Source organism: uncultured Psychromonas sp. (assembly GCF_947489755.1).
GTDB lineage: Bacteria > Pseudomonadota > Gammaproteobacteria > Enterobacterales > Psychromonadaceae > Psychromonas.
Genome location: NZ_CANLFB010000029.1, coordinates 1 through 13,765, shown reverse-complemented (window position 1 = coordinate 13,765; position 13,765 = coordinate 1). Strand labels below are relative to the sequence as shown.

Genomic DNA, 13,765 nt, shown 5'->3' with positions numbered 1-13,765 from the left:
GTGCGCTTAGCATCCACGGCGTTTACATTAAAAAACTATTTGTTGAGGCGTATGGATAGTTGTTTGGTCTTGTTTCTTCTTTATAGAAAGAAATGATTCGCTTATTTATTTCGCTGAAAATTCTGATTTTTATGACTGAATGTAAAGCGTTTATTGTCACTGAACATGACATTTTTGACTCTACAGGACAATGTTACTTAATCGAGTCTAATCTAAATTAATATCAATCAGTACAATGCCTTTTTATCGAATAAATGACAACGCTATTATGCTTGCATGAGTTTAGTAAAGCATAAACCTGGTTAACTTAGATTTGCTTTTTGAGTGTTAAGGAAGCTGTTAAGTTGATGGTTTATGAGGTTAACGATAATGAATACTTATTTACATGTTGTTTCCACAACATGTAAATAAGTTTTAATGACTATTTCTGTTGTTCAATGACTTCTTTTGTTTCTTCCTTAGACGTAAATAATTTCATGATAAGAACAAAGAATAAAGGAGCAAAGTAGATAACTAAGCATGTTGCTGCCATCATCCCGCCTAATACAGATGTTCCAATAGCATTACGTGCATTTGCACCTGCACCGCTACTCAATACCAACGGTAACACGCCTAAACCAAATGCAAGTGATGTCATAATAATCGGACGTAAGCGCATCTCACAAGCGTGTATGGTTGCATCAATTAAATTAATACCTTTTTCATATTGCTCTTTGGCAAACTCGACAATTAGAATCGCATTTTTTGCAGTTAATCCAATCGTGGTGAGTACACCTACTTGGAAATAAACATCATTTTCAAGCCCTCGTACCATTATGGCTGCTAACGCACCCAATACACCTAGTGGCACTACTAAAATGATCGCGATTGGAATGCTCCAACTCTCGTAAAGTGCTGCTAAACAAAGGAAGACCATTAATATTGAAATACCATATAAAATAGGAGCTTGGTTGCCTGCCTCTAACTCTTGATATGACATCCCCGTCCAACTAACTTGTACATCACTAGAAAGCTCTGCGGCTATTTTATCAACTTCAGCCATTGCATCCCCAGTACTATAGCCTGGTGCTGCTTCACCTAATATTTCGACGGCAGAGCTACCATTAAAACGCGTTAATTGTGGAGATCCTGTTCCCCAATGTGACGAACTAAAAGCTGACAATGGTACCATTTCATTTTTATCATTACGTATAAACCAAAGATCCATGTCTTCTGGTGTCATACGATATTCAGCATCGGCCTGAATATACACTTTTTTAGAGCGACCTCGGTCTATAAAGTCATTGACGTAAGAAGAGCCCCAAGCAATAGATAATGAGTTATTAATATCATCAATATCGAGACCTAATACTTTGGCCTTTTCATAATCAATATCGAGATAAAATTGTGCCGTATCTTCTAAACCATTTGGTCTCGCATTTTGTATTAATGGACTTTGTGCTATTTTTCCCAATAATTGGTTACGTACTTCAATGAGTTTTTCATGACCAATACTACCTACATCTTGAAGATAAAAATCAAAACCAGTCGCTTGCCCTAACTCTCTAATCGCAGGGCTACTAAATGCAAATACAGAGGCTTTCTTATAACCCGAAAAATGCTTCATTGTACGTGCAATAATCGCGTCTGCATCAGTGCCAGGTGCGGTTCTTTCTTCCCAATCTTTTAAACCAATAAACGCCATACCGGCATTTTGGCCAGTACCAGAGAAGTTGAACCCTGAAACGGTAAAGACAGAATTAACGAGATCTGGCTCATTTTCTTGATAGTAGTTTTTTACTTCGTCCATGACTACATTGGTTTCTTTCAGGGTTGTCCCTGTTGGTGTTGACACCATTACCATAAATGAACCTTGGTCTTCATTAGGTAAAAAAGAACTTGGCAATGCGTTATACAGATAAACAGTACCGCCGAATAATAGAACATAGATTAATGAAAAGCGTATTGGGCGTAATAACAAATGTTTAATAGAGCCGTGGTATTTCCCTAATAACTTGTCAAACAAACGGTTAAATGCTTTGAATATTTTTAGATTTTTTTCTTTATCAACTGGTTTTAATAAAGTAGCACAAAGCACTGGTGTGAGGATTAAAGCCACTAATACTGATAACCCCATTGCCGATACAATGGTCAAAGAGAATTGTTTATAGATAACGCCAGTCGAGCCTGACATAAAGGCCATTGGAATAAATACCACCATTAGTACCATGGTAATACCCACTAATGCACTGGTAATTTGCCCCATTGATTTTTTGGTTGCTTCAAATGGGGATAGTTTCTCTTCATGCATTATTCGTTCGACATTTTCGACAACAACAATTGCATCATCCACCAATAAGCCAATGGCCAGCACTAAGCCAAACATGGTTAAAGTGTTAATAGAGAAGCCCAACACCGACATGATAGCAAAGGTACCCAGTAATACTACGGGTACTGCTATCGTTGGTATTAAGGTTGCGCGGAAGTTTTGTAAAAATAACAGCATCACTAAAAACACTAATACAACCGCTTCTATTAATGTTTTAACGACTTCTTCAATGGATATACGAATAAAGGCATTGGTATCAACTGCTTTCGCTATTTCTAAACCGGCAGGAAATGATTCCGATAGCTGTGCTAATTTTTCATCGACTCCCGCTTGCGTATCTAATGAATTTGCACCTGAGGCAAGTGTTATTGCGATACCTGAGGTTGCATAGCCATTAAAAGTAGGGATAACACTTGAGCTTTCACTGGCAAGTTCAACACGCGCCACATCTTTAAGTCGTACCTGAGAACCGTCAGAGTTAACTTTAAGGTAAATATTTTTAAATTCATCTACTGTGGTTAATAAACTTTGTGCCGTAATAGTCGCATTAATTAATTGTGTGTCTGTTGATGGAGTACCCCCTAATTGGCCTACTGTTACTTGGCTATTCTGTGCCGATACTGCGGCTGAGATATCGACAGGTGTTAAGTTATAGCTGTTTAATTTCGCTGGATCTAACCAAATTCGCATGGCGTAAGAGGGGCCAAAGATAGTGACACTACCCACACCATTTACACGGCTGACGATATCTTTAATATTAGAGTTTGCATAATCCTGAATGTCACCAGCACTCATTGAACCATCTTCAGAATAGATGGTGGTTACTGAGATAAATCCAGAGGTACTTTTAGTCACAGAGGTACCTGCATTCTGCACTGCAGAAGGTAAACGGCTGCTGACTTGCTGTAAGTTATTTGATACTTGAACCTGTGCTGTATCAGGGTCGGTTTCTGCACTAAACGTTAAAGTGATTTCTGCTTTACCTGAAGAGTCACTGGTTGAGGACATATAAAGCAAGTTATCTAACCCTGTCATACTTTGCTCAATAACTTGGGTAACTGTATCTTCGATAGTTTTTGCTGATGCACCAGTGTAACTTGCCGAAATAGAAATAGCTGGCGGTGCAATCGTCGGGTATTGCGCGATAGGCAATGTAAATATAGAGGCTATACCTGCCATCATAACTACAATGGCGAGCGCCCAAGCAAAAATGGGCCTGTGAATAAAAAAGTTAGACATGTAATTAATCCTGATCTTTTGATTGATTGTCATCGTTGGTTGTTGGCGTATCAGAGGCATTATCAACAATGACTGTTAAGCCATTTTTAACTTTATTAAAATTATTAATGATGACCTTATCACCTGCTTCTAGTCCTTCTTTAACAATCCATCCGTTATCTACTTCATTGCCTAATACGACAGATTTTTTTACTACCTGATTATTATCATCAACAATAAATACCGAAGGTAATCCTGATTGGCTTCTTACGACAGTTGATTGTTTGACAACAAGGTAATCACGGGCTTCAGGCATTGAAATGTTAGCTCTAACATACATACCTGCTAATAATGAATTATTTGGATTTGCAATAATCGCACGTAATGCAACAGTACCCGTTGACCCATTGGTTTGCGTGTCTGTAAACTCTAATTGGCCCGTTTGTTCATAAACAGTACCGTCTTCTAATGTGATTGAGACAGGCACTGTTGGGTTAGTAGTCTTAGCATCTTTAAACTCCTGTTGTATTTTATAAAAAGCAACGGCTGACTGTTGCATATCAATATAAACATTATCAGTTTGAATGACGGTGGTAATATAGTCCGATTGTCCTGATGTTAATAAAGAACCTTCAGACACTTGAGAAAACCCTGCTCTACCTGAGATTGGCGCTTTAATTTTAGTGTAAGATAATTCTATATTTGCGTAATCTAAGGTTGCTTGACGTACTGCTACTTCAGCTTTTGCTTCTAGGTAAGTTGCCTCTGCTGTATCATATAATTGTTGGCTACTGAGTTTTTTCTTTAATAACTCGCCATAACGTGCCATTTCTTTTTTCGCATTTCTTTCACTACTTAAAGCTTTTTTTAGCTCAGCATTCGCACTGTTCACGGTTGATTGATAAGTTGTCGGGTCTATTTGAAAAAGAACATCTCCTTTTTCTACATAGCTACCTTCTTTATACTGACGGCTTTCTATTATTCCGGTGATTTGTGGCCTTACTTCAGCTTCTTTAAATGCAGTAATACGTCCTGGTAATTCGGTAGTTAAACGCAATGTTGAATAAGCTAAGGTAGTTGTATCAACATGGATAGTTTGCGCTGGTCTTTTATCTGACTCTGTTTGGTCACTACAGCCTAAGATACTTAGTGTAAGCAAAAGCGGTAAAGAATATTTTAGTGTATTAACAAAAAGCATAGGGTTGCCTTAATAAAAATTGAAAGTAGTTAATGTGTATAATCTAATCATAGTTAGTTTGAGGTTAACGGAGAGTTAATAACCAACGTTATCCTTTGTTATTATTTTTTAATTATAAGATGTTAAGTTCAGATAGATGATGAGAAGATAGTATGAAGGTAATTTCATTCTATCTTCCCATCATAAAAATCGATACTCACACTATTATTTTACATACTTCATCTTAAGTATATTTTGGAAATTCGAGATAATACGGAACGAATCTTTTAAGTGCTGACGTTCAAAACTCCCAAACAAATTGGGCTTTAATAGGTTATCTATTTTCTCGTTATTTTCAATTGACTGTTGCTGGTGTTGATACCGCAAATTATTAACATACTGGTACGTACCCATTAAATCTTGATAGGTTGCTTTATTTAATATCTTCGCTTGATATAACCACTTAATGCGATCATTCGTATTGATCTCTCGACAGTCATGGATGATGGCATAAATACGCGCAATATCGACAATACAAGCTATCGATGCTTTTTTGATATTAAGCACCTTATTATTGTTTCCATCTTTTTCTAATACTAAGTGTTGAAAAATGCCAAGAGGAGGGCGTGTTCTTAATGCATTTCTGACCAATGCAGTTGTCAGCGGAAAGTTTTGAATGACCTGTTGATGGCGATGCGTATCTAGTTCTCTAAATAATGACTTATCACCATATATATGGCGGATCTCAACAAACACATTCAAGTTTAATAATGATTCATACTCAGGCTTTTTGCTCCACGTATTGTAATACTCTTTCCATACTTTAATGTTTTGACACCACTTTGGTGTTGCGGCCATAAACCGTCCTGTACATAACGTGTAACCCAGTTCAGCCAATCCTTTGCATACCGTCATCGCTAAGTGGTTAAAGTAAATCCGATCGGAGTTTGTGGCATTAGAATCGAGTATTAATGCGTTGTCTTGATCTGATGCTAAATGTACTTCATTACGGGCGTGAGAGCCTGCCACTACCCAAGAAAAAGCACAGGGAGGTGTACCGAAGTTTTCGATCGCTAATTCAATTAATCGACAATTAAAAGCATCATAAATAGTGGTTAAAATCTGTGCCACTAAACTTGGTGAAGAGGTACTTTCCATTATTTCTTTAAAAGCAGTGTTACGTTGTTCAGATAATGAAATAAGTTGTTTTAATGAACTGGCGTGACGAATTTTATTGACTAAATAAATACTCTGTACACCGCTGTTTTGTATCAAGTCTTTCGGTGTAATATAACCAATAACATGCTGTTTTTTATCAATAACAGGGATGTTTTGAATATTATATTTAGTCATCAATTGTACGGCTTCCATTACCAATTCATTCGCATAAATAGTATGTGGATTTTCTGTCATAACCGAACCAATCGGTTGCTGTACATCTAACGCTTCGGCAACAACTCGCTGGGTAATATCTTTATCGGTTACTAAGCCAATTAAGGTTTTATCTTCTGTGACAATAAAAGCACAAGAGATACCGGTTATGTTACGCATTTTATGTGCGACACTTTGAATCGTATCGTTAACAGAAACCAAAGCTAATTTAGCACTCATGACATCGTGACATGGGCGCATATATTGATGAAAAGAGTGTCGAGATTCGTCTGCTTCAGTTGTACTTGCTTCTAACCGAGTTTGTAAACTTAAATCAAGTTGGTTTAATATATGCGGATAGTCATTGATCAGTTTAACGAGAGATTCATAGTTAAATTGATAAAGTAAGGTATCTTCAACCGCACTAATTGAATAATGTTGAAAGCTATCACCCGGTTGCTGATTAAAGCCAAAAATATCATCATGGCCGAGTTTTGAACGTAGGCTTCCATCGGGGTTATTTTGTTCGATTATTCCATTACGAATAATATAAAGGTACGAAATATCAGGGTCATGATTTAAAATTTTACCCGCATTAAGCTGAATAATGTTAACCGTCTCGGCTATTTCTTTAAGCGTATCTGATGATAGTTTATTAAAAGAGGGGATAGTTTGTAAAAAAGACACGATGTCAGGGAGTAATTCATTATTCATATTAACTTAACCATGCTTTTTATTATTGACTTTTTCTAGGTGAAAACTAAGACTTATTTGATATTAAAGTCATGCTACAGCAATTTCGTATCATAATGTACCTTACCGATTTATAACGTCAGTAAATGACTTAATGAACGATAAATTAAGCACTGTAAAACAGCGCTATTTTTAAAGAGTCATTGATAGAATGACTTTTATAGAAGATAAACCTGTTTGAAAAAACAAATAAAACGATTAACTTTATTCACTCCTTAGTGATTGTTTTGTAGAGAGCATGTTAAAGTAAATAAGTTATGCACTTTAGAATTTATTCTGCCTTTTAATTAAACCCAATTAGGCTTAACTATTATTCAAACATCTTCCAGTAATGACTTAGTAACAGATTAAATCACTAAATTGCTAATCACCAACAATCTAATAATGAGACGCTAATGAAACTAGAAATGATATGCACAGGCGAAGAAGTACTTGCGGGACAAATTGTCGATACTAATGCTGCATGGTTAGGTAATCAATTGATGGATAATGGCTTTGAAATGCACCGTCGAACGACAGTCGGTGACCGATTAGCTGATTTAGTTGAAGTCTTTCAAGAGCGCAGTACGTTTGCAGATATCATTTTAGTCAATGGTGGCTTAGGTCCAACAGCGGATGACCTTTCAGCGCAAGCGATGGCTGATGCGATGGGCGTTGAGTTAGAAGAAAATGCTGCTTGGCGTGAAATATTGGTGCTGTGGGCTAAAGAGCGTCATGTTGAATTGAATCCAAAAAATCTAAAGCAAGCCTTATTACCTAAGGGGGCAATTGTTGTAGATAATCCTGTTGGCACGGCTTGTGGGTTTCGCGTTAAATTGAATCGAAGCTGGTTTTTCTTTACGCCAGGCGTACCACACGAATATAAAAAAATGGTATTAGAGCAATTTATTCCCTTTGTAAAATCGCAATCTAATTCACAAACTAAAGTAGAAGTAACAAAACTATTAAGTTTAGGTATTGGCGAGTCAGACATGGCAGGGCGATTGGAACAATTAACTTGGCCAGAAGGGATCACGCTAGGTTATCGTTCATATATGCCTTACCTTGAATTAAAGTTAATTGCGCGTGATGTCAGTAAAGAAGAACAAGATAAAGCTATATTACAGGCAACAACATTATTAGGTGATGGTATCGTCGCTCGTAATAAAGGGACATTAGCGGCAGAAATACATGATCTCCTTATACAAAGAGAAAAAACACTTACTATTGCCGAATCATTAACTGGCGGTGAAATATGTAGTCAATTAGTTGCGTTTTCAGGTAGCTCTCATTATCTAAAACATGCCATTGTTACTTACTGTAATGAAGCAAAAATAGGATTGTTGAAGGTTAACGAACACACTATTTCAGATCAATCTGAAGTTTCACTCGCTTGTGTTGGACAAATGGCTGCAGGAGCCGCTTGTGCTAATTTAAAAACTGCAGTGTCAGATTTCTCTATAGCAACTAGCGGTATTGCTGGACCTAATGGAGGCAGCGTTGAAAATCCAGTAGGCACAGTGGTTATTGCAGTGAAAACAGGTGAACAGGTTATTTGCCAAAAGATTAAGTTTTCCGCTAAACGTAATAGAAACCACATACGTGACTTAACGGTTGCTATTGCATTCGATATGTTACGTCGTGCCATATTCGGTTTATCACCTCTTGCAGATTACAGTTATATCGAACGAGTCGAATCAGCTGTTTATACTATGCAAGAATGTAGAGAAAACGCTAATAAACACGTGTAATACTGCCATCTATAAACGGTTTTATTCTTGAGTTGTGTTGCACTTGCAACTCAAGAATAAAATGAATTTATTTAAACTATCTATTCTAGAGACAGAAGGAGTTAAATAATGAAAATTAAAGCGTTTAATTTGTCCGCTTTATTTGTGATAACCGCGCTGTTTAGCTCTTTTTCTTTTGCTGAAACAGTGTGGATCGATGTTCGTACTTTGGTTGAAAATCAAAGGGATAACATTGAAGGAGATCTTCGTATATCGCATTCCAACATAGTGAGAGAAGTACGTAAACTTTATCCAGATAAAAATACTGAATTTCATTTTTATGATAAAACAGGCGGGAGATCGGATATCGCAATTTCTGCTCTAGAACGAGAGGGATATAAAAACCTACACAACGCAGGCAGTATCGAAGAAGCTCGTCAAGAAAGGGGGCTAACTGATTAATAATATATTAGTCAATTAAATAGTAGATTGTGCTTAGGTGCTAATCATAATCGTCTTATTAAAAAATTATCTAATCATACCGTTTTTCTATTATTCTAGTGTCACATTGAGGAAAATAATTAATGTTTCAAATGTCCATCATACTGCTAACTTGTCTTATGTTTAGCATTACCTTAGCGCCATTATTACCAACCAATCATTGGTTATCGAGAGTATGGGAGTTTCCTAGAGTACAAATTGCAGTGATTACCGTTTCTCTTGCTATTGCGAGTTTTTATATTGATTCACCTATCATGCAGATTACTTTGATTGTGGTAAATGGATTACTATCCAGTTATCAAATAGCTTGGATATTCCCGTATACAAGGCTCTATCCGATACAGGTTCGTAAAGCCGCCTCTAGCCATGAACAAACAAAAATAAAAATAATGACCAGCAATGTTCTGATGCCGAATCATTCTGCTAATAAATTAATTGAGTTAGTTAATCGACATCAACCAGATGTGTTGGTGACGCTAGAAACTGATTTGTGGTGGCAAAAAGCATTACAACCCCTTCATGTTGATTACCCTCATCGTGTTAATCAACCATTGGATAATTTATACGGCATGCACCTTTATAGTAAACTGCCTTTAGAGGATGTGCAGTTATTAAATCTTATAGAGGAGGGGATCCCTTCAATACATTGTTATTTAGTATTAAAAAATGAGATTAAAGTTAAATGTCATTTTCTTCATCCAGCACCTCCAAGTCCAACTGAAAACGAAACGTCGACACCAAGGGATAGAGAGTTACTTGTGATTGCAAAACAAGTTGCAGGTAAAACTGAGCCTATTATTGTCACCGGAGATTTAAATGATGTGGCTTGGTCTCCGACTACTCGCGCGTTTAGGCGTATTAGTGGATTGAAAGATCCAAGAATGGGAAGAGGTATGTTTAACACTTTCCATGCTAGTTATCCCTTTTTGCGTTGGCCTTTAGATCATATTTTTCATAGTGAACATTTTGAATTAGGTGCAATACACAGAATGCCATCGATCGACTCAGACCACTTTCCTTTATTAAGTGAGTTAGTCTATGTAGTAAAGAAGTAAGCGGGATATAACCTATGCTCTAAAATCTGTAACTTATTTTTTTGTTAGGGCTTTTTGTTTTTTTTAGTAACACAAGGTAATGGGAAAATTCATTTTATTGATATTGAAAACCTGACAAAACGCTATGTAATAGTTACATAGTAAACTTTCTTGTATTCAGCTTGATTGTAAATTCTATATTAAAATCAATGCTTTATTTTTTGGCATGGAACTTGATACGTTAATAGTGAACGTATTTTCGCGGTAAGCCATTTTAATTTTTACCGCTGTTTTTAATGAACGAAGGAGTCACTCTAATGAATAACGATATTATGAAAGGTAAGTGGAAACAGGTTTCAGGTACGCTTAAGGCTAATTGGGGTAAATTAACTGATGATGACCTACAAGAAATTGATGGTAACCTTGAAAAATTCCAAGGCAAGATGCAAGAGAAATATGGAATGGCTAAAGATGAATCAAAGAAAGAGTTTGAAAAGTCGACGTCTTAATCGTTTTTTAGTTATCACATGTTGTTAATTATCAATTAGTTCGATAATTAAGTGGGCGTTAATCAACTGCGCCCACCCATCAATATAAAAAGAAGCTGAAATAAGTAACTTTATAAGTTATTAAGCTAGATTTTCTTCAGCTTGTTCTATCGCTTCAATTTTTTTATCAATTTCCTGTGCTTCAAAACTTAATTGTGAAAATGTTCGGATATCTCCATTTCTTTGTGCATTCATTGCTTGTTCTAGCTTAATAGATAACTCTTTTTTGAGCTTTTTAGTGGGATCTTTTTTAAAAATTGAAAACATAGTGAACTCCTTTTTGGTTTATACCTCGTTATACGTAGCTATTCAGGGTTTGGTTTACTTTTAATCAATGATAAATATTGAACTTTAAAAACAAATGCTTAGATTTTATATGTAGGTTTAAAGTCTTTATAAGGAAGATAAGCCGGTGGAATATTGAAAAATTAATGATTAAAAAATATTTATAAAGTAGTAGTAGGAACGATAGTTTGCTGAAGAGAACTACTTCGAATTGAATTTATTAAGCGCCTAAAGAAGTAATAGTACTACTTGAATATATTAGGATTACGCTAATTTTGTAGAACAATGTGACAGTATTTTAATGCTGAATTAAAAAATGTTGAATTAAAATAACGGAAGAATAACTGTACTTTAAAGCGCTATAACTAAAAATTACATGTTATGAAGGATGCTTATCAATAATATCGAGACTAATAATTAGTTTTAAGTTTCAATTTTTAATTTAACCTATTGATATAAATGCTGTATTTTAGCTTATGATATTCATTCTATTATTAATGATTAATCCTATTTTTTTATTATTAATATAGATGAACTTATGAACGATTAAATGGTGTTTTATCTTTTTTATTTATAGCTGGAGTATGTGATGGGGTATTGGTTTTTAGTAATTGCAATTGTTTCAGAGGTGATTGGTACATTAGCACTGAAAGCTTCAAATGAATTTACCCATTGGTTTTATAGCTTAGCTTGTATCGTTAGTTATGTGATTGCATTCTACTTTTTATCATTAGTACTTAAGACTGTCCCTATCGGTATTGCTTATGCAATTTGGGCTGGTATGGGGATTGTATTGGTCGCATCAATAAGTGCCATTGTATATAAAGAAATCCCTGATACAGCGGCTATTATAGGGATGGCTCTAATTATTACTGGTGTTGTAATTATGAATGTTTTTTCAAAAAGTGCAGCCCATTGATAATAAGTTAGTTAATTTGAAAAAAGAAACTGCAATGCCAAACCTTACTTCAAATGATATTTAAGCATATTGAACATCCATAATATCGAACATGACTATATATCGAACATTATATGGTCATGTTTAATATATGGTCATGTTCAATATTAGTTATTAAAAGGAAGCATAATGTCTATCCCTAAAAAAATTAAACAAAAAACACGACACTTTATCGATTCTAAACATATGCTTAGTAGTATTACGATTGCTTCATTTTTAGAATCGACTATTGTACCGATTCCTTTGGAAGCTGTATTAGTGCCGTTAATGCAAGCTCGTAGAGAAAAGCTGTGGGCTATTGCGTTAATGGCAACATTAGGCTGTATTGTCGGCGCATTATTCGGTTATGCGTTAGGTTATTATTTATTTGATGTGGTGGGTGATTGGGTGATAAACACATTCTCAAGCCCTGAACAGTTTGAAAATGTTAGACAGCAAATGCAAGACCAAGGCTTTTGGTTTGTCATGACACTAGGCATCATTCCGATTCCATTTCAAATTGCGATGCTTGCCGCAGGTGCAACGAAATACTCATTATTATTATTTTTAATTGCTTCTGCAATCGCACGCTCTATTCGTTATTTCGGGTTAGCGATTGTTGTGTATTACGCAGGTAATCAGGCTGAACGCATTATCAGTCAACATAAAACGAAGGTAATGATAATACTAACTATTTTAGTATTAGTTGCATGGGCTGCGAGTATGTTCTTTTAACTTAGCCAAAGTCACTAATCGACGCTAAATAGCCATTCCTAGCGAATGGCTACATACAACCCTACAGCAATTCTTCCGTCATAAAGCATTTCCTTTTCCAGTTTAAAGTCGTTTTTTTCAGCAACTCGAACCGAAGCGATATTTTCTGTTTCAATAAGGGAAATTAATCGCGTTAATCCCATTTCATTGAAGGCATGTGACTTCATTGCCATTGCTGCTTCTGTTGCTAAGCCTTTACCCCAGAAATCAGTTAATAGTCGATAGCCTAATTCAAGTTCCGCCATACCTTGTATTGTTTGAGGAAAAAAACCACAAGAGCCAATTAATTGATTACTTTTTTTATCGATAACCGCTAATAAACTAGGTTCATTATTTTTTGACTTCAACATGCATTGCTCAATAAATTTTTTACACTTCTCTGCTGAATAAGGCCCATTAAGCGAAAATCGCATCACAATAGGGTCGCTGAATAATTGATAGGCTTTTTCAAAATCGCCATTTTGGAATGGTCGCAAAATGAGCCTTTCCGTTTTTATATCTGTTATATCATTCATTTATATTGCTTCTTATATTGAGTCATTGTCTTAGTTATTTATGATAACGCATGGATATCGGCTTGTAATAAATCATTAATGATTAAATTAACTGTTAGCCGACATTGTGTTTTGTTTTTGAGTCTTAGCTAGGAATATTTTAAGTCGATCAAAAAAGGGTCTTAAATATGATTGTCTCACATTTTAATAAAATCACTCGAATAGGCATTTACAATTAACTAAATCTAAATGATACTTATTATCATAATTTGGTTTGTTTAATTTTCAAATGTAACGTGAGGTTTATATGGATGTATTTAATAATGTGGTACCCGTTGATTTCTCAACGCATGAAAATAGTCATTTTTTTCATACTGAGCGCTATCATAGAGAAGCTATTTATCACTGTGAGAAAAGGCTAAGCAAAGATCCTAAGTGTGTAAAAGTACTATGTGATTGGATTGCGAGCTATCATGAACTCGCTTTTTTATATGAACAAAAGGGGGCTGTTGAAATGGCGCAAAAGTGTTTACTTATTCCACATCAGTCAATGCTTTATATGGCTCAACAACATAATGGTACGGCTAGCGCATTTTAATCCCACTCTCCAACAGGGTTGAACGATATTTATCATCTAACCCTGCCATTTTCTTTTT

12 protein-coding genes are annotated in these 13,765 nt (G+C 35.6%); 7 read left to right on the top strand and 5 right to left on the bottom strand.

Annotated elements, in window-relative coordinates; all coding sequences use genetic code 11:
* Positions 1 to 421: 421 nt before the first annotated feature.
* The 3 genes from Q0794_RS14490 to Q0794_RS14480 form a co-directional block, all read right to left on the bottom strand.
* Complete coding sequence (locus Q0794_RS14490) at positions 422 to 3,547, bottom strand: efflux RND transporter permease subunit (protein ID WP_298943069.1); 3,126 nt, start codon at positions 3,545 to 3,547, stop codon at positions 422 to 424.
* 4 nt (positions 3,548 to 3,551) lie between these two features.
* Positions 3,552 to 4,724: an efflux RND transporter periplasmic adaptor subunit gene (locus Q0794_RS14485; protein WP_298943067.1), complete on the bottom strand. Its 1,173-nt coding sequence runs from the start codon at positions 4,722 to 4,724 to the stop codon at positions 3,552 to 3,554.
* 204 nt (positions 4,725 to 4,928) lie between these two features.
* On the bottom strand, positions 4,929 to 6,788 hold the full coding sequence (locus Q0794_RS14480) for a putative nucleotidyltransferase substrate binding domain-containing protein (RefSeq protein ID WP_298943065.1): 1,860 nt from the start codon (positions 6,786 to 6,788) through the stop codon (positions 4,929 to 4,931).
* Positions 6,789 to 7,222: 434 nt separating this feature from the next.
* Between Q0794_RS14480 and Q0794_RS14475 the strand changes: the two genes are divergently transcribed.
* The 4 genes from Q0794_RS14475 (at position 7,223) to Q0794_RS14460 (ending at position 10,580) form a co-directional block, all read left to right on the top strand.
* Positions 7,223 to 8,557 carry a CinA family nicotinamide mononucleotide deamidase-related protein gene (locus Q0794_RS14475; RefSeq protein ID WP_298943064.1) on the top strand — a complete coding sequence of 445 codons (1,335 nt, stop codon included), beginning with the start codon at positions 7,223 to 7,225 and terminating at the stop codon, positions 8,555 to 8,557.
* Positions 8,558 to 8,665: 108 nt separating this feature from the next.
* Positions 8,666 to 8,998, top strand: a complete 333-nt coding sequence (locus Q0794_RS14470) for a rhodanese-like domain-containing protein (RefSeq protein ID WP_298943062.1) — start codon at positions 8,666 to 8,668, stop codon at positions 8,996 to 8,998.
* Positions 8,999 to 9,120: 122 nt separating this feature from the next.
* The gene (locus tag Q0794_RS14465; protein WP_298943060.1) at positions 9,121 to 10,092 is read left to right on the top strand and encodes an endonuclease/exonuclease/phosphatase family protein; all 972 of its coding nucleotides are present in this window, start codon (positions 9,121 to 9,123) and stop codon (positions 10,090 to 10,092) included.
* Between the two features lie 296 nt (positions 10,093 to 10,388).
* Positions 10,389 to 10,580: a CsbD family protein gene (locus tag Q0794_RS14460; protein WP_298943058.1), complete on the top strand. Its 192-nt coding sequence runs from the start codon at positions 10,389 to 10,391 to the stop codon at positions 10,578 to 10,580.
* 120 nt (positions 10,581 to 10,700) lie between these two features.
* Here Q0794_RS14460 and Q0794_RS14455 read toward each other — a convergent pair whose 3' ends face one another.
* Entirely contained in the window at positions 10,701 to 10,886 is a 186-nt protein-coding gene (locus Q0794_RS14455; protein WP_298943055.1) for a DUF6435 family protein, read from the bottom strand.
* Between the two features lie 607 nt (positions 10,887 to 11,493).
* Between Q0794_RS14455 and Q0794_RS14450 the strand changes: the two genes are divergently transcribed.
* Both Q0794_RS14450 and Q0794_RS14445 read left to right on the top strand, forming a co-directional pair.
* Positions 11,494 to 11,823, top strand: a complete 330-nt coding sequence (locus Q0794_RS14450) for a multidrug efflux SMR transporter (protein WP_298943054.1) — start codon at positions 11,494 to 11,496, stop codon at positions 11,821 to 11,823.
* Between the two features lie 168 nt (positions 11,824 to 11,991).
* Complete coding sequence (locus Q0794_RS14445; RefSeq protein WP_298943052.1) at positions 11,992 to 12,576, top strand: VTT domain-containing protein; 585 nt, start codon at positions 11,992 to 11,994, stop codon at positions 12,574 to 12,576.
* A 38-nt stretch (positions 12,577 to 12,614) separates the two neighbouring features.
* Here the strand turns inward: Q0794_RS14445 and Q0794_RS14440 are convergent, their stop codons facing one another.
* Positions 12,615 to 13,130 carry a GNAT family N-acetyltransferase gene (locus tag Q0794_RS14440; RefSeq protein WP_298943050.1) on the bottom strand — a complete coding sequence of 172 codons (516 nt, stop codon included), beginning with the start codon at positions 13,128 to 13,130 and terminating at the stop codon, positions 12,615 to 12,617.
* A 286-nt stretch (positions 13,131 to 13,416) separates the two neighbouring features.
* Between Q0794_RS14440 and Q0794_RS14435 the strand changes: the two genes are divergently transcribed.
* Positions 13,417 to 13,707: a hypothetical protein gene (locus Q0794_RS14435; RefSeq protein ID WP_298943048.1), complete on the top strand. Its 291-nt coding sequence runs from the start codon at positions 13,417 to 13,419 to the stop codon at positions 13,705 to 13,707.
* The last annotated feature ends 58 nt before the right edge of the window (positions 13,708 to 13,765 follow it).

Bases quoted from the DNA above. Each gene is read 5' to 3' on its own strand.
- Q0794_RS14490 (WP_298943069.1), bottom strand. From the start codon at position 3,547: ATGTCTAACTTTTTTATTCACAGGCCCATTTTTGCTTGGGCGCTCGCC.
- Q0794_RS14485 (WP_298943067.1), bottom strand. From the start codon at position 4,724: ATGCTTTTTGTTAATACACTAAAATATTCTTTACCGCTTTTGCTTACA.
- Q0794_RS14480 (WP_298943065.1), bottom strand. From the start codon at position 6,788: ATGAATAATGAATTACTCCCTGACATCGTGTCTTTTTTACAAACTATC.
- Q0794_RS14475 (WP_298943064.1), top strand. From the start codon at position 7,223: ATGAAACTAGAAATGATATGCACAGGCGAAGAAGTACTTGCGGGACAA.
- Q0794_RS14470 (WP_298943062.1), top strand. From the start codon at position 8,666: ATGAAAATTAAAGCGTTTAATTTGTCCGCTTTATTTGTGATAACCGCG.
- Q0794_RS14465 (WP_298943060.1), top strand. From the start codon at position 9,121: ATGTTTCAAATGTCCATCATACTGCTAACTTGTCTTATGTTTAGCATT.
- Q0794_RS14460 (WP_298943058.1), top strand. From the start codon at position 10,389: ATGAATAACGATATTATGAAAGGTAAGTGGAAACAGGTTTCAGGTACG.
- Q0794_RS14455 (WP_298943055.1), bottom strand. From the start codon at position 10,886: ATGTTTTCAATTTTTAAAAAAGATCCCACTAAAAAGCTCAAAAAAGAG.
- Q0794_RS14450 (WP_298943054.1), top strand. From the start codon at position 11,494: ATGGGGTATTGGTTTTTAGTAATTGCAATTGTTTCAGAGGTGATTGGT.
- Q0794_RS14445 (WP_298943052.1), top strand. From the start codon at position 11,992: ATGTCTATCCCTAAAAAAATTAAACAAAAAACACGACACTTTATCGAT.
- Q0794_RS14440 (WP_298943050.1), bottom strand. From the start codon at position 13,130: ATGAATGATATAACAGATATAAAAACGGAAAGGCTCATTTTGCGACCA.
- Q0794_RS14435 (WP_298943048.1), top strand. From the start codon at position 13,417: ATGGATGTATTTAATAATGTGGTACCCGTTGATTTCTCAACGCATGAA.